Raw genomic sequence first — 15,219 nt, forward strand, 5'->3', positions numbered from 1 at the left:
TCACGCCGCTGCAGTAGAAGCTTTCTCGCTCTGAAAATCTTCGGCGATTGGTTCCGCGCAACGGCGGCGGAACTCCACCATGGAGCCAACCCAGTTGTTGGTGTTGACGCCCTCAGCGGTTTTGTACCAACTCTGGCAATCGCCTGAGTACGTGGTTTCAGCACTGCGGGAATCCATTTCGTTCTTGTAGCGAGCCTGCGCTGCTGCAGTCACTTCAATGCTGCGCCAGTTATTCTGCACACGCTGCTTCATCAACTTGGCGATGTAGTTCTGCTGCTGCTCCAACATGAAGATGATTGAGCCAGCGCCAACGTTGGTGTTAGGACCGTACAACACATAGAAATTCGGATAGCCAGAAATCGCCATGCCCAGATAAGCGGAAGCGCCCTTCGCCCAATCGGTATGCAAATCGCGACCGTTGCGGCCGGTCACCCGCATTGGCGTGAGGAACTGCGTCGCAGCAAAGCCGGTGCCGTAGATGATGGCATCGACTTCATGCAACTTGCCGTCTGCGGTGCGCACACCGGTCTCGGTTATTTCGGTGACTGCATCAACGACCACATCCACATTAGAACGCGTCAACGCTGGCAACCAATCGTTGCTGAGCAGAAGGCGTTTACAACCAATCGCGAATTCCGGCGTGAGCTTTTTACGCAATTCCGGATCACGCACCTGCCAACGCATTTGCAGTTTGGAGAGTGCCGTTACCAGCCACAACAAAGGTTTGTTGCCGTTGTAAGCCTTGGCCAGCGTTTCGATGAACAAGAAGATGCGTAGACGATCAAGCGTATGCAGAATCGGAAATGTGTTGAACAACCAGAGCTCGAAGTTCGACAGCTTTTTCTCAGCCTTGGGGAAAGTCCAACCGGGTGAGCGCTGGAACAGCTCAAGCGATTTCACCGTTTTCGCAATCTCCGGGAGGAACTGCACGGCGCTCGCACCGCTACCAATCACTGCAACTTTTTTATCTTTGAGATCGAAACTGTGATCCCAATGCGCTGAGTGGAAAGCCGCGCCTTTGAATTTTTCGCGACCCGCAATCTTTGGGTACGCCGCTTGGTGCAACTGGCCGACAGCACTAACCACGCTCTCTGCCTCCAGCGTGCTGCCATCTTTCATCTGCAGCACCCACACGGCGCGTGCATCGTCATACGCAGTGCTCGTTACTTCGGTGCGATAGCGAATGTGTTTTTCGAGATCGTATTTGCTTGCAATGTGGTGCTGATATTTCAGAATCTCGCTCTGCTTGGCGTAGCGCCATTCCCATGAATAATGAGATTCGAACGAGTATGAGTAGAAGTGCGAAGGCACGTCGCAGCCGCAGCCCGGATAAGTGTTCTCACGCCAAGTGCCACCAAGGTCATCGGCTTTTTCAAGAATCACAATTGAGTCGATACCCGATTTGCGCAGCGAATACGCCATGCCAAGACCGCCGAAGCCTGAGCCAATGATCGCGACCTTGCAGCTGTTGTTTGCCTGATTAGCCATCTGAATTACCGAGTTGGGGTACTGATGAGGCCAGATAATGACCACTCCGCCATCGTTAGGGGATGACGGTAGCAGCCATTCGATTGATAATCGAGGCCAGTCTATAGTCATCCCGATGGGTTATGCCGATTTCCGAAGTCCGCCGTCCCGTTCTCAGCATGCAACTGCAGGCGCGCTTTGCCGCGGGCCACGGCGTAACGCTGGCGACCTGCCTGCGCGACACCGGAATCGATGAAGCAACACTGGCCAATCCCAACACTGAAATTCTCGCTTCGCAGGAATTGCAGTTAGTCCGTAACATCGTCAAAGAGATCGGCCACATCCCCGGCATCGGGCTCGACGCTGGCGCTCAATACAATCTTTCGTCTTACGGCATCTTCGGCTTTGCGCTGCTCACCAGCGTCAACCTTCGCAATATGTTCACCACCGCCGAGAACTATCTAGATCTGAGCTACGCCTTCGTCCGCTTCAAGCCAGGCGTGGTCAGCGACAAGGTGTATGAACTCCGCATAGAAGAAACGCATATTCCTGAAGACGTGCGACAGTTTTTGTTTGAGCGCGATTTCGCCGCTTGGGGCAATGTCATGCGTGAAATACGCCCTGACCTGCTACCTGTGATCAGTGCGACCTTCCGCTGCAAGCGCCCGGCTTACGGAGAACGCTATCGCGATCTCTGCGGCGTTGAGCCGCAATACGAAACGCAAGACAACATCATCACGTTCAACTCCGCTCATATCGACGAACCATTGCCGCAAAGCGACAGCGACATGGCGCGACTCTGCCTTGATCAATGCAGACAGTTGCTGGAAAAGCGGCGCATACGCACTGGCGTCGCGGGTCGTGTGCGTGATCGTCTGCTCAAAGCGCCCAGCGAAATGCCCGGCATTGAACAGGTCTCAGAAGAGATGCATCTGGCCGTGCGCAGTCTGCGCCGTCGGCTGGAAGAAGAAGGCACCACCTTCCGTGCACTGGTTGAAGAAGTTCGACAAATGCTGGCGGAAGAATATCTGCGCATGCCGGGCATGAAGATTGAAGAAATCTCGATGCGGCTTGGTTACTCAGAGCCAGCCAGTTTTATCCACGCATTTAAACGCTGGAAGAATGTTTCGCCTCACGCCTTCCGCGCCGGGCAGTAAATCCCACAACTCTATTTTCTTTACGCGCCCTATTTCCAAGTGAAACCTATTCTCTCCAAGAATTAAATGCTTTAGAGTTTGCCCCAATTAATCGATGTTCCATAAAAAAGGGAGAGATTCTGTGTTGAAAAAATTTATTATCGCTACATCGTTGACGTTGTCCGTCCTTGTCACAGGTTGCGCGTCTGTTCCAATGGCATCGCCTCAGGCAGACACAACTGCAAAGGCCTATCGCGCCGCGCCAGGCCAAGCCAATATCTATGTTTATCGCAACGAAACCTTAGGTGCAGCGCTGAAGATGCCTGTAACGCTAGATGGCGCTCAGGTTGGCGAAACTGCATCAAAAACTTACATCTACCGTCAGGTAAATCCAGGATCACATGTACTGACCTCGCAGGGAGAGGGTTCCTTAACCGTCAATGCACAAGCCGGACAAAATTACTTTGTATGGCAAGAAGTAAAGATGGGCATGATTTCTGGCGGATCGAAGCTACAGCTAGTTGATGAATCAACAGGCAAAGCCGGCGTAGATGAGTGCAAACTGGTTCAATAGCACTTTGCTACAGTAAAAAAGTCGCATAGAGCAGAGCCAAGCTTGAGACATTCAAGCTTGGCTCTTCTTTTTTATACAAAAAAAGGGCCGACATTATGTCGGCCCTTTTTACAAAGCTTAAAACTTTATCGCGTGCCTTTGCTGCGTAGAGCGTCTGGTGAGAAATCTGCCGGAGTGCGATTAATCGGCGTGTAGACGGTTTTCTCTTCATTGCGCAGTGACAGCGCAATGTAGCGGCCCGACTGCAAGCCGTGAAGAAGTGCGACAAATGTTGGCTGAGGAGTATCTGCGCATGCCGGGTGTGAAGATTGAAGAAATCTCGATGTGCTGGAGCTACTCAGAACCGGCCAGCTGTATTCATGCCCTCAAGCGATGGAAGAATGTTTCGCCCCACGCGTTTCGCACCGGACATCATTGATGCGGTAAAGTCGGGCGGCTTACAGTTAAGAGAAACCTGCATTTACGTCAAATAGATTTACGACAAGCCCACCTAGAGTGCTTGCATAAATAAATCCACAAAAATCTTGAGGGGAAACGACATGGAAGGAAAAATTTTCCAGGCTATCGCGATTGGTCTGTTATCTTCATCCGCCTTTTGCGCGGACTTACCAACACCGTCGGTGTCAAATAGCGTTGGCGTAAACGTTACATTCACCGCGACGGGTCCAAGCATTGAGGCATTCAAAACAGACATGCCCATGATGGCAGCTGCCGGCATTAAATTTGCCAGAATGGATTTCGCGTGGGATCTGATTGAGAAACGAACTGAGCAAGGAAATATCTGGTATGACTGGAGCGCCTACGAGAACATCGTAGACAGCATGATTCAAAACGGCATACGGCCATATTTCATCTTGCATCATTCCCATCCTAAGTACGAAATTTGCGCTGTTCCTTCGGGCACTGAGTGTTCAAAGCTTTATTCACCACAGCACACAAATAGCATTGCCGCCTTTTCTAACTGGGCTGCTGCTGCAGTAAGTCATTTCGATGATCCGCATAGATTTCCAACGAACCCACGGATCATTTGGGAAATATGGAACGAGCCCAATTTGGCTACTTTTTGGTACCCAGTAGCAGGTTCTTCAAAAACTCCCGTCGAGCAGTATTTAGAGCTAGCAGTGGCAACTTGTACAGCTATTCGCAGCGTCACGCCGAACGCCACAATCGTTGGGCCTGCGCTGTCCAAGTTGAATTTTTCCGCGACCAACCCGCAAAGCACACAGCAAGTTTCAATTGCCGGAAAAACTTATATGGAGAAACTTCTCGATCCAAACTCGAACCTACGCTCATGCTTGGATGCGATCAGCGTTCACCCATATAGAGCTGGCGCTACGACAACAGGCAATCCAGAAACCGTAGCCGATGACTACATCACATTGCGCGAGATGATGAATACGCCTGTTGGCACAGGCACGCTACCGATTATTAGCGGTGAATGGGGCTACTACTCGGCACCTCTCGTCAGCTACGGCGTAACGTCTATGGTTCAAGCGGCGCTTGTCGTACGCCAGCAATTAACCAACCTTGCAAACAATATTCCTATTAGCATTTGGTACAACTGGAAAGATAACGGGATCGATCCTTTTGATAACGAAAAAAACTACGGCTTGGTTTCAGCCGTGACGTTGAACAGCAACGCACCTTCTCTTGCAAAACCTTCATATACCGCGCTGAAGACAATGTCGACAGAATTGGCTGGTTACGAACTCCAATCCAGAATTACCTTGTCCAATCCACTTGATTACGCCCTACTTTTCAAGAACGCTAGCGGTCGCTATCGGCTAGTTATGTGGACACGCGATATTCCGCACCTAACGTCGCCTAAACCAAGTGGCAGTCCACTCACCCCCACAACTTCTGTAGGCATGCTCGGCACTCGCACATCACTAATATCAATTCTCGGTATTCCACCAACGGTCCTGCTGACGGAATCCCCTCAGTACATTGAGTAAAATCATCGCTCATCTGTCGGCTCTTAGGCATCCCCACCTCCGCCTACATACCGCACATCCTGTACAAAAAAAGGGCCGACATTATGTCGGCCCTTTTTACAAAGCTTAAAACTTTATCGCGTGCCTTTGCTGCGTAGCGCATCTGGTGAGAAATCTGCCGGGGTGCGATTAATCGGCGTGTAAACGGTTTTCTCTTCATTGCGCAGTGACAGCGCAATGTAGCGACCCGACTGCAAGTCATGATGCACTTCGAGACCCGGCGCGAGGAATGGAACATCGTAGTACTGCGTGGTGTGCAATTCATCAACGCGCCAGAGCTGATCACGGTTGTCGTACTTGTCGGCAACCAGAATCGTCCAGCTATCTTCGTCCAGATACATCGTGCGGCGCTTGTAGAGATGCGAGGTACCGCCCTTGAGTGTGGCTTCTACCACCCAGACGCGATGCAACTCATAACGTGCTGGGTCAGGATTGACGTGACCCACTTTCAACACATCTTTCGTCTTTAAGCTGGGGCCGTTGATCTTGTAGCTGTTGTACGGAACATACATTTCCTTCTTGCCAACCAGCTTCCAATCGTAACGATCGGTTGCACCGTTAAACATGAAGAAATCGTCTGTCGTACGCAGGCCATCAGACGCGGTGCCCGGGTTGTCGTAAGACACCGTTGGCGCCAAACGAACGCGGCGCTGTCCGGGGTTATACGTCCAAGCCTTACGCGGTTCTTTCACTTGGTCTGCGTAGTCGTACACCAGCAAGATGCCGCCCGCTAAACGTGGCGGCTCGGTGATCACCTGCAAGAAGTAGAACAGTTGATTGTCCGCACGCTGAGCTGCTGTCTTCTTCTGATTGCCGTAGATAAAGTCATACTCATAATCGAACTTCACCAAGTTGTAGTCACCGCTCGCAGTAACAGGCGCCTGCCCCCATGAAGTGGCATAGGTATCACCCTTGTAAGACGTCAGGTGATTCCAGATCACTTCCAAACCGCTTTGCGGAATTGGGAATGCAATGCCGCCGGTGGTGCCTTCGAAACCGTTACCACCAGAAACTAGTTTTACCTTGGTGGCGTTGGCTTTCGTCTCAGCATAGATCCCTGCTGGATACGCAGCGCTGCGACGCGTTGGAAAGACATTCATTTTCCAATCGGGATAACGCTTCATCAGCGCAATCTGACCGGGGCTGAGATTGTCTTTGTACTTATCCATATTTGCTGAGCTGATCGTGAACTGCACAGTGTCCGCAGCAAACGGATCAGGATAATGACCGCCGGGTTTGAAGCCAGCAGGCGCAGTGGTTTGTCCACCTGTCCATGCCGGAATAGTGCCTGCAGCGTTGCCTGCTTTCTCCGCGCCCATCGGCGTCAAGGTTGAACCAAGCTTTTCAGCATCAGCAGCGGAGACAGCGGCTTGTGCAGCCGTTGCTCCTAAAGTCGCCGCTAAAAGCGTGGCGATAAATAATGGTTTGCGCATAATAATTTCTCCGAATTCTTATCGATTTAAAATGCGTAGGAAACGCTGACGGCGAGGAAATCGCGATCCTTGCTTTGGTTAGAGCCCGTCGCAAATGAAGCTGATTGAGTCGAGTCACCCGGCACAAACGTTGGCGGTGGGCCAGCAGCAAGAACGGTTCCTGGAGGAACTGCATCTGTTCCTGCAAATACGCGACCGCCTTGGAAAGTGGTGTAGCCGATATCAGCCTGCCAGCGCTGTAGATAGTTAAGCGCCAGACCAAAAGTGATCGCCTTAGTATCGCGATTAAAGCTCGGACCTACGCCTGCTACGTCATGCGCAAAAATAATGCGTGGCGAAAGCTGTGCTGCACCAATAGCATTTTCATAATCCAAGCGGCTGACGATGCGATAGCCCCAAGAATCTTTGGTGGCATAACCGCCGCCCACTTCTTCTTGGCAAGACCCGCCCGAAACACCGAGCTGAGATCCAGCAGGCAGCGTTCTGAATACGCTGCAAGAAGGAAGCGCTACGCCCGGGCCATTGAACTTCAGCTTGTCAGGTAGATTGAGATGAGTCGCACCCACTTCACCGACCATCGTGAACTGCTGAGCACCAAACGTTGGGCCAAACAATTTGGTTGCCGTCGCCTGCGCCTGATGCATGCCGACACGACGATAACCCTTGATATAGCTACCCGCTGCTATCGGCGTTGCGCTCACAGTGCTTGGCACACCCAAGGCAGCCAGCAACAGCTCTGGTGAAGCTAACTGCAAAGGCATGTTGGGACGGTAAGAATACTCACCCTGCAAAGCAATACCGATAGGGCCCGTCGTATTAAAGCTCAGGCCATACAGATTGATGTTGGAGGGATACTCGCTGAAATACGTTCCGCGACAAGGTGCTGTCGGCGTTGCTTGCGACGAGCACGTTGGCAAACCTTGCGTCAGCAGATTGGTGCCTCTTTGTGATGAGGTACCACCACCCGCGATACCCGAAGCCAAAGGCGTGCGGCTGTGATACGTCAAATAGTAGAGACCCAACTCGGTACTGTGCAGCCAGTCCGCCATATAGCGCACTGCAAAACCATACTGCTTGGTCGCACTCGCAACTTTCCTTCCGGCATCGCGTGGAGCCCAAACACTTGCCGAACCGCCATTGGCGGCAATAGGACTACGCAGCGTATGACCATCGTCTTCACGACGTCCAAAGCTTAGATAGGCTTTATCGCCATCGTCTGACAGAAAATCATTAGTGGAGAAGAACGAGCCGCGTGGATCAATGCGGGTGCTTTCATACGACGTCATCCACACCGATTCAACACTCACGCCACCACCGACCTGTAGCGAGTTCCACAACATCGCGGTTGGGATCAGCGCTTCTTTGAGTTCAGCACCCGGCGCACGAATCTTGGAAACGTCGATGGGATTGATTGAATTAATGCTGTTACCGATGAACGTGCTTTCGCCCCAGCTCACCACTTGCTTACCAAAGCGTGTAGAGACGCCGACGCCGCCGACATTGAAATTGGCATAGGCAAAGAGATCGAGAAAATCGAGTTCTGAACCCAGACGATCACGACCCTCGGGACCGAGCTCGTAACTGCCACCTTTACGATCACTCGTCGGATTGTTCAATGCATTCATGCGGTCTTCGCGAGGCCGCGCATGCGTAGAAATACCATCGTAGAAATAAGTGACGCGAGAGAAGGCGCCGAAGTTCTTCCACTTCAACTCGATGTCGTGCGAAGCCTTGGCGGTGGCCGAAATAAGATCGTGTTTGGCAAAACCTAAGTTGCCGTCGTCTTCATTTGGGGTTCGTGAAGTGCCGCCGTTGGCGATGCCAACCAAGTTCCCGTCCGGTGATTGCATACGCATTGCCGTGCCGACGGAAACTGTAGTGTCGAAACTACCCTTTACAGGGCCGAGGTCAAAGGGGAATGCCATAGCGCTTAAAGGCAGGGCCAATAACGAGCAGCCCGCACCCAATCGCAATAACGCACGACTTTTCATCATCATCTTCTCTCTCCTTAGAATTATCTTTTTACAGCGGGTCAATCCAAGCAGCCGTCTTGAAAAGTGCAGCAAAAGTCCTTCTTGTAGACGCTCACGCGCATGCGTCCCAAACTACTTTTACTCTTTTTTTATGCAAACGCACCGTTTTTGTGCGTTATTTACACTTTTATTTTTGCTGCGCTTTGTAGTGCACTGCACAATTTTTTGTTGCGGCATGCAGGACAAAGCACATAGCGCCCAAACAGTCGGTACGCTCGCCTACACATCACCACAAACATCTCAAACACAAGGAGTTCAAATGTTCCCGCACAGCCCAATACTTGCCCCTGTTGTTGCCCTCATTGCTTGGTCGATGGTGATGTGGCTCTGGATGTACGTCACACGTATTCCGGCCATTCAAAGGATGAAGCTGAAGCTGGATTCCCAAGCGCCGCGTGGCGAGCAGATGAACACCCTGCCGGCCAACGTTCGCTGGAAAGCAGACAACTACAACCATCTGATGGAACAGCCGACGATTTTCTATGCGATCGCGCTGACACTGGCGATCATTGGCGCAGGCGATGGGATGAACCTGACGCTGGCTTGGACGTATGTGGGATTGCGCGTGCTGCACAGTTTTGTGCAGGCGGTCATTAACAAGATTGAACTGCGCTTTGCGGTGTTCTTTCTGTCTTCGCTGGTGTTGATCGGTTTGATTTACAACGCTGCGAGACTGATTTTCTGATTGATGTTGTAGGCACTAAAAAGCCCGCACTGAACTCTTCAATCAGTGCGGGCTTTTTGTAGCCCGGGTGAAACCCGGGATTGCCAATTATTCGACCGGCTCTGCCAACGTCCGCTGCGCCATACGCGATTTCAGCGCCACCATCAGCCCAGATGCGGCAACGATGCACATGCCGAGAATGGCGGTTGTGTCAGGCACATGATCAAACACGATCCATCCCAGCAGGCCTGCCCAAACCAGTTGTATGTACATCATCGGCGCGAGCAAGGATGCCGGAGCTTCACGATGCGCGGCGGTGTATAGAAAATGTCCCAATCCACCTAAAACACCCGTGGCGAGGAAAAGTAGAAGCTGTAATGGTGTCGGTGCCGGACCGCCCCATGACCACGGCAAGTACAAACCAAAGACAATAGAGCCAACCAAGGCGGTATAGAACAACATCGGGATCGTGCTCTCCGTAGTTGCGAGAACACGCGACAGCAGTTGGTAACAGCCCGTCGCGACAACAGCACAAAGCGCAAAGACGGTTCCAAGGAAATCCATACCCGAGCCCGGATGTGCAATCAGCAAAATGCCTGCGAACCCGCCGATGGCTGCAATCCAACCAAACGCGCCAACTTTTTCGCCGAGCAAAGGTCCAGAAACAAGCACTACCAGCAAGGGCGACAAAAACAGAATTCCCGTCGCTTCAGCAACAGGCATGCGCTGAAAGGCCAAGGCGACAAAAATAGACGCAGATGCAAGGCAAGCGGCACGTACCAGAACCAAACCGGTTCTCTTTGTGCGAACCAGCGCCTTGCCTTGGCTAGGCGTGAGCAGAATCACCATTAATAAGCAGTTGACGATGTAGCGAATCGCAACCACCAACGGCGCCTCGTAATGCGCGACCAGATATTTGGTCGTGCTGTCCATGCAAGCGAACATCAACACGCCCAGCATGAACAGCAGCACACCGCGAGACGAATGCGCTGCCGATCCTGATTGATTTGCTGTACTGCTCATCGCTTGATGCTGTCCGGTAAAATCGAGAATCAGTATGACAGCCGCGCGAAGAATTGGAGCGAGATGCTCCCAGACATTCCGTTCTTAAAGATGTCGCGTTTCCGCTGGAACCGCACCCCAGTTGTTGTTTCGGCCATCTGCAAATCTGACAGGCGCTCCAATCAATTCAGCGGGATCAAGATTGTCGAGAGCACCGACTTGCACGGCAACGTAATCACCACCGATTTCTTTGACGTGACCTCGACCGAAAGAACGTACGCCACAATTGCCGCAGAAAAGATGATGACCAACTTTATGATTGAACTGGTAGTCCTTCAAATCCTGCTCGCCTGATAACAGGCGAAATGCATTGGGTTTAAGAATGACATTCCAGTTCCGCGTCTTTGTGCAGATTGAGCAGTTGCATTTGTTCGTGCCCAAACTCAAATCAATATCCGCTTCGAACCGGACAGCACCACAATGGCAACTCCCCACATAGGTTTTAAGCATGGAATCTCTCCAGGATCATTTGAATTAAACGCTGAGCACACAATGGTGTTTAGTCCTTGGAGACTTTCAACACGAGCTTGCCAGTATTCTCGCCCTTGAATAGTTTCAGCAGCGTGTCAGGGAAAGTGTTGAGGCCTTCGACGATATCTTCGCGCGACTTCAGCTTGCCTGCCATCATCCAACCCGCCATTTCTTTTGCGGCGTCGGCATAGCGATCTGCATAGTCGAATACCACCATGCCTTTCATGCTTGCGCGATTGACGAGTAGCGAGAGGTAATTGCTGGGGCCTTTGACTGGCGTGGTGTTGTTGTATTGCGAGATCGCACCGCAGATGACGATGCGTGCGCCGCGTGCAAGCTGCGTTAGGGCTGCATCGAGGATGTCGCCGCCGACATTGTCGAAGTAGACGTCCATGCCTTTCGGGCAATGTTCGCGGAGGGCCTTTTTGACGTCTTCAGATTTGTAATCAATCGCTGCATCAAAGCCGAGCTCTTTTACCAACCATTCGCATTTATCTGCGCCACCGGCAATACCAATCACGCGACAGCCTTTAATCTTGGCAATCTGGCCGACAACGGTGCCGACTGCGCCCGCAGCGCCGGAAACAACAACCGTATCGCCTTCTTTCAATTCGCCCACATCGAGAATGCCAAAGTAAGCCGTCATGCCCGGCATGCCGAGCGTGCCGAGATACACCGGCAGCGGTGCGAGCTTGCTGCTGACCTTGATCAGACCCTTGCCATCCGACAGTGCATATTCCTGCACGCCGAACGCGCCGCTGACTTCATCACCGACTGCAAACTTCGGATGCTTGCTGGCGATGACCTTGCCAATCGCGCCTGCACGCATCACTTCACCAAGGCCAACAGGTGGGATGTAAGACTTGGCATCGTTCATCCAACCACGCATGGCAGGATCGAGCGAGAGGTACAACACCTTAACCAGCAACTGCCCTTCCGCAGGCTCAACTACTTTCTCTTCAGTGAAATTCCAGTCGCTCGGCTTGGGCAGGCCAACAGGACGTGCGGCGAGACGAATCTGGTGATTGATGATGTCAGTCATGTGAGACTCCAATAAAAAATAATCAGGCCGACAGCGCGGCTAAAGAAATTTCTGCGTACTGCTTGGGACGTTCGAGGTCCGGAAAATGGCCGCACTCGGGAAAGTGTTGAATCTGTGCGTGAGGCACCAGCGCGAGTAGCGAATCGACAGGTGTTTTGCGATGACTCTTGTCTGAGTCACCCCACAGCAAAGTGACCGGCTGCTTCACACCTTCAAGCTCTCTTTGATCAGCGCGAATCAACCCTTGCACCACCCCGGCGAGACAGAAGCAGCCGCCATGCGCGAGCGCGTGATCTGCAGTTGCACGGAACGGCGCGCGACTGTCTTTGTCTGGCAGCGATGCCGCGTACCAACCATGCGCCACACGCCGACGTGTCGCACGCACGAGTACTTGTCCCAGCACTGGCGTACGTACCTGCCATGGAATCACGCGTTGTACCCAAGCGCTCATGCCCTCTAATGCCGGCGTCTGACACAACAACAAACGTCGTATGCGATGCGGAGCAATCCGCGCAGCAGCTAATGCGTAGAACCCATTAGCGCAACTGAAGTGCAGTGCAGCCTCTTTAATCTCCAACGCATCCATGACCGCCAATACCGTTTCGCCACCTGCTTTCAAACTGTGGTCATACGACAAGCCCGGACGAGAAAACCCAAAGCCCGGCATATCAAAACAAACCACGCGTGCATGCGGCGTCAGCAACTCAATGACAACCTTGTGATGCTCGATCACGTTGGGCCCGTCCGGCACCATCACCACAACAGGACCTGTGCCACGACTGTCGTAAACACGCACAACACCACGTGCAGTCTTCAGATAACGCGCGCCCGGCAGCCAGCCCACTTGCGACACATTGCCGCCAGCGTTGAGCAAACTGTCGAGCGCGTGAGCGATCATTTGCGGCTAGAGCTATAAGCTTTCATCGCATCAGCGGTGATGTACCGCGACAGCTCCATCTTGCCGATCTGATTGCGATGCACTTCATCCGGACCATCGGCCAAGCGCAGCGTACGTGCTTGCGCCCATGCGTAGGACAAACCGAACTCGTCAGTAACACCGCCAGCACCGTGGACCTGAATTGCCCAATCAATCACCTGCAGCGCCATGTTCGGTGCTGCAACCTTGATCATCGCGATTTCCTTCGCCGCAATCTTGTTGCCAACCTTGTCCATCATGTACGCAGCTTTGAGCGTGAGCAGGCGAGCCTGATCAATCATGATGCGTGATTCCGCGATACGCTCCAGCGTTACCGTCTGTGCAGCGACTGGCTTACCGAAAGCAACACGAGTCAGTGCACGCTTGCACATTTTCTCCAACGAACGTTCAGCCAAACCGATCAAGCGCATACAGTGGTGAATACGGCCTGGCCCAAGGCGGCCCTGTGCGATTTCAAAACCACGACCTTCGCCGAGCAGAATATTGCTCGCAGGCACGCGAACGTTATCAAACAGAATTTCGGCGTGACCATGCGGCGCATCGTCGTAACCAAACACAGGCAAGTGACGCAATATCTTCACGCCCGGTGTGTCACGCGGAACCAGAATCATCGACTGCTGACTGTGACGGCTCGGATTATCCGGATCGGTCTTGCCCATCAAGATGAAGATCTTGCAGCGCGGATCGTTGGCGCCAGAGGTCCACCACTTGCGACCATTGATGACGTATTCATTGCCATCGCGCTGAATGCGGCATTCGATATTGGTAGCGTCAGATGAAGCAACGTCTGGCTCCGTCATTGCAAAGGCAGAACGGATTTCACCGTTAAGCAAAGGCTTGAGCCATTGCTCTTTGTGCTCAGGCGAACCGTAACGCTCCAGCACCTCCATATTGCCGGTGTCTGGCGCGCCGCAGTTAAACACTTCTGGTGCCCAGATCACGCGGCCCATGATTTCGCACAGCGGTGCGTATTCAAGATTGCTCAAACCTGCGCCGCGCTCGGATTCCGGCAGAAACAGATTCCACAAGCCGGCTTCTTTGGCTTTGATCTTCAGCTCTTCCATGATCTTGGTTGGCTGCCAGCGATCGCCCTCTGCAACCTGTTCGATGAATGTCTTCTCATTCGGATAGACGTGCTGATCCATAAACGCGTTGAGACGCGTCATCAGGTCTTTGGTTTTTTGTGAGTATTCGAAATCCATGGTGCACTCCTAGAAAGTTGTTTCCCTCTCCCCGCTTGCGGGGAGAGGGTCAGGGTGAGGGGTTTGCGCAAATGGCGATGCCCCTCACCCCGGCCCTCTCCCCATAAAAAGCATGGGGAGAGGGAGAATTGAAATTAACGACGGCTGAGAATCTTTTCGACCTGCGCCCAACCCAAATCAGCCAACGGTCCTGCAGCATCGCCCATCGCCTTAGCTTGGGCACTTGCGGCCGTGCCGTCCTTCACGCGGCCTGCAATGCCTTGCAGGATCGCACCGAGGCGGAACAGGTTGTAGGCCATGTAGAAATCCCAATCGCTCTGATTGATTGGTGCGCGACCAGTACGCTTGCAGTAATTAGCGACATGCTCGGACTCCGACGGAATGCCGAGATCAGCAAGCTTGGCACCGCCCAACCCGCGGAATACACCCTTGGGGATGTGCCAGGTCATGCAGTGATAAGAGAAGTCTGCGAGCGGATGACCCAGCGTTGAAAGTTCCCAATCCAACACCGCCAATACGCGCGGCTCAGTTGGATGGAAAATCATATTGTCGAGGCGATAGTCGCCATGAACGATGCTGGTCTCATCACCGGTCGGGATGTTCTTCGGCAACCACAGCATTAGATTTTCAAACGACTCGATGCGCTTGGTTTCTGAAGCGCGGTACTGTTTGGTCCAACGATCAATCTGACGCATGAAGTAATTGCCCGGCTTGCCGTAATCAGCCAAGCCACAAGCTGCGTAATCAACTTTATGCAGCGCTGCCATCACGCGATTCATTTCGGTGAAGATTGCAGTGCGCTCGGCAGGCTCCATGCCCGGTAATGCCGGATCCCACATGATGCGGCCTTCGACGCAGTCCATCACGTAGAACGCGGTGCCGATCACGCTATCGTCTTCGCACAGCACATGCGTTTTGGCGACAGGCACATCGCTGCCCTGAAGCGCGGTGATGACCTTGTACTCGCGATCCACTGCATGCGCTGATGCCAGCAACTTTCCAGCAGGTTTGCGACGCAACACGTAATGTTTATTGGGCGTCTTCAGCTTGAAAGTCGGGTTCGATTGCCCGCCCTTGAACTGCTCAACCGTCAGCGGGCCTTCAAAGCCCGCGACCTTGTCTTTCAGATATTGCTCAAGGCGCGCGACATCAAACATCTGTCGCTCGTCGACGGGTTTGGTTCCGTTGAAATCCTGACTCATAG

Annotated in this window: 13 protein-coding genes; 4 read left to right on the forward strand and 9 right to left on the reverse strand. The window is 52.8% G+C overall.

Going from position 1 to position 15,219, the window contains the following annotated elements:
• Positions 1 to 1,488 carry a flavin-containing monooxygenase gene (locus tag CJD38_RS07360; protein ID WP_161554181.1) on the reverse strand — a complete coding sequence of 496 codons (1,488 nt, stop codon included), beginning with the start codon at positions 1,486 to 1,488 and terminating at the stop codon, positions 1 to 3.
• Between the two features lie 122 nt (positions 1,489 to 1,610).
• Here CJD38_RS07360 and CJD38_RS07365 point away from each other — a divergent pair, with 122 nt between their 5' ends.
• The 3 genes from CJD38_RS07365 to CJD38_RS07375 all read left to right on the forward strand — a co-directional run bounded on the left by CJD38_RS07365 (position 1,611) and on the right by CJD38_RS07375 (position 5,132).
• Positions 1,611 to 2,624 carry an AraC family transcriptional regulator gene (locus tag CJD38_RS07365; RefSeq protein WP_107939648.1) on the forward strand — a complete coding sequence of 338 codons (1,014 nt, stop codon included), beginning with the start codon at positions 1,611 to 1,613 and terminating at the stop codon, positions 2,622 to 2,624.
• A gap of 121 nt (positions 2,625 to 2,745) precedes the next feature.
• Positions 2,746 to 3,177: a DUF2846 domain-containing protein gene (locus tag CJD38_RS07370; RefSeq protein WP_436295532.1), complete on the forward strand. Its 432-nt coding sequence runs from the start codon at positions 2,746 to 2,748 to the stop codon at positions 3,175 to 3,177.
• 539 nt (positions 3,178 to 3,716) lie between these two features.
• A complete protein-coding gene (locus tag CJD38_RS07375) occupies positions 3,717 to 5,132 on the forward strand; it encodes a cellulase family glycosylhydrolase (protein ID WP_107939650.1) in 1,416 nt (471 codons plus the stop codon).
• A gap of 113 nt (positions 5,133 to 5,245) precedes the next feature.
• On the opposite strand, the gene CJD38_RS07380 is transcribed toward CJD38_RS07375, so the two are convergent.
• Together CJD38_RS07380 and CJD38_RS07385 are read right to left on the reverse strand one after the other, a co-directional pair.
• The gene (locus CJD38_RS07380; protein ID WP_107939651.1) at positions 5,246 to 6,604 is read right to left on the reverse strand and encodes a DUF1329 domain-containing protein; all 1,359 of its coding nucleotides are present in this window, start codon (positions 6,602 to 6,604) and stop codon (positions 5,246 to 5,248) included.
• Positions 6,605 to 6,630: 26 nt separating this feature from the next.
• Positions 6,631 to 8,601, reverse strand: a complete 1,971-nt coding sequence (locus tag CJD38_RS07385; RefSeq protein WP_107939652.1) for a DUF1302 domain-containing protein — start codon at positions 8,599 to 8,601, stop codon at positions 6,631 to 6,633.
• Between the two features lie 295 nt (positions 8,602 to 8,896).
• Between CJD38_RS07385 and CJD38_RS07390 the strand changes: the two genes are divergently transcribed.
• Positions 8,897 to 9,322 carry an MAPEG family protein gene (locus tag CJD38_RS07390; RefSeq protein ID WP_107939653.1) on the forward strand — a complete coding sequence of 142 codons (426 nt, stop codon included), beginning with the start codon at positions 8,897 to 8,899 and terminating at the stop codon, positions 9,320 to 9,322.
• Positions 9,323 to 9,409: 87 nt separating this feature from the next.
• Here the strand turns inward: CJD38_RS07390 and CJD38_RS07395 are convergent, their stop codons facing one another.
• From CJD38_RS07395 to CJD38_RS07420, 6 genes are all read right to left on the reverse strand, one after another.
• Positions 9,410 to 10,324, reverse strand: a complete 915-nt coding sequence (locus CJD38_RS07395) for a DMT family transporter (RefSeq protein WP_107939654.1) — start codon at positions 10,322 to 10,324, stop codon at positions 9,410 to 9,412.
• Between the two features lie 84 nt (positions 10,325 to 10,408).
• On the reverse strand, positions 10,409 to 10,813 hold the full coding sequence (locus tag CJD38_RS07400) for a GFA family protein (protein ID WP_107939655.1): 405 nt from the start codon (positions 10,811 to 10,813) through the stop codon (positions 10,409 to 10,411).
• Between the two features lie 49 nt (positions 10,814 to 10,862).
• A complete protein-coding gene (locus CJD38_RS07405) occupies positions 10,863 to 11,876 on the reverse strand; it encodes an NADP-dependent oxidoreductase (RefSeq protein WP_206362912.1) in 1,014 nt (337 codons plus the stop codon).
• 22 nt (positions 11,877 to 11,898) lie between these two features.
• A complete protein-coding gene (locus tag CJD38_RS07410; protein WP_107939656.1) occupies positions 11,899 to 12,774 on the reverse strand; it encodes an alpha/beta fold hydrolase in 876 nt (291 codons plus the stop codon).
• Entirely contained in the window at positions 12,771 to 14,015 is a 1,245-nt protein-coding gene (locus CJD38_RS07415; protein WP_107939657.1) for an acyl-CoA dehydrogenase, read from the reverse strand. Before CJD38_RS07415 ends, CJD38_RS07410 begins: the two co-directional genes overlap by 4 nt.
• Positions 14,016 to 14,149: 134 nt before the next feature.
• Entirely contained in the window at positions 14,150 to 15,217 is a 1,068-nt protein-coding gene (locus CJD38_RS07420; protein ID WP_107939658.1) for a phosphotransferase, read from the reverse strand.
• Positions 15,218 to 15,219 lie beyond the last annotated feature (2 nt).

Source organism: Stenotrophobium rhamnosiphilum, assembly GCF_003052265.1.
GTDB classification, from domain to species: Bacteria; Pseudomonadota; Gammaproteobacteria; order Nevskiales; family Nevskiaceae; genus Stenotrophobium; species Stenotrophobium rhamnosiphilum.

Bases quoted from the DNA above. Each gene is read 5' to 3' on its own strand.
- CJD38_RS07390 (WP_107939653.1), top strand. From the start codon at position 8,897: ATGTTCCCGCACAGCCCAATACTTGCCCCTGTTGTTGCCCTCATTGCT.
- CJD38_RS07360 (WP_161554181.1), bottom strand. From the start codon at position 1,488: ATGGCTAATCAGGCAAACAACAGCTGCAAGGTCGCGATCATTGGCTCA.
- CJD38_RS07400 (WP_107939655.1), bottom strand. From the start codon at position 10,813: ATGCTTAAAACCTATGTGGGGAGTTGCCATTGTGGTGCTGTCCGGTTC.
- CJD38_RS07410 (WP_107939656.1), bottom strand. From the start codon at position 12,774: ATGATCGCTCACGCGCTCGACAGTTTGCTCAACGCTGGCGGCAATGTG.
- CJD38_RS07420 (WP_107939658.1), bottom strand. From the start codon at position 15,217: ATGAGTCAGGATTTCAACGGAACCAAACCCGTCGACGAGCGACAGATG.
- CJD38_RS07385 (WP_107939652.1), bottom strand. From the start codon at position 8,601: ATGATGATGAAAAGTCGTGCGTTATTGCGATTGGGTGCGGGCTGCTCG.
- CJD38_RS07415 (WP_107939657.1), bottom strand. From the start codon at position 14,015: ATGGATTTCGAATACTCACAAAAAACCAAAGACCTGATGACGCGTCTC.
- CJD38_RS07375 (WP_107939650.1), top strand. From the start codon at position 3,717: ATGGAAGGAAAAATTTTCCAGGCTATCGCGATTGGTCTGTTATCTTCA.
- CJD38_RS07365 (WP_107939648.1), top strand. From the start codon at position 1,611: ATGCCGATTTCCGAAGTCCGCCGTCCCGTTCTCAGCATGCAACTGCAG.
- CJD38_RS07405 (WP_206362912.1), bottom strand. From the start codon at position 11,876: ATGACTGACATCATCAATCACCAGATTCGTCTCGCCGCACGTCCTGTT.
- CJD38_RS07380 (WP_107939651.1), bottom strand. From the start codon at position 6,604: ATGCGCAAACCATTATTTATCGCCACGCTTTTAGCGGCGACTTTAGGA.
- CJD38_RS07395 (WP_107939654.1), bottom strand. From the start codon at position 10,324: ATGAGCAGTACAGCAAATCAATCAGGATCGGCAGCGCATTCGTCTCGC.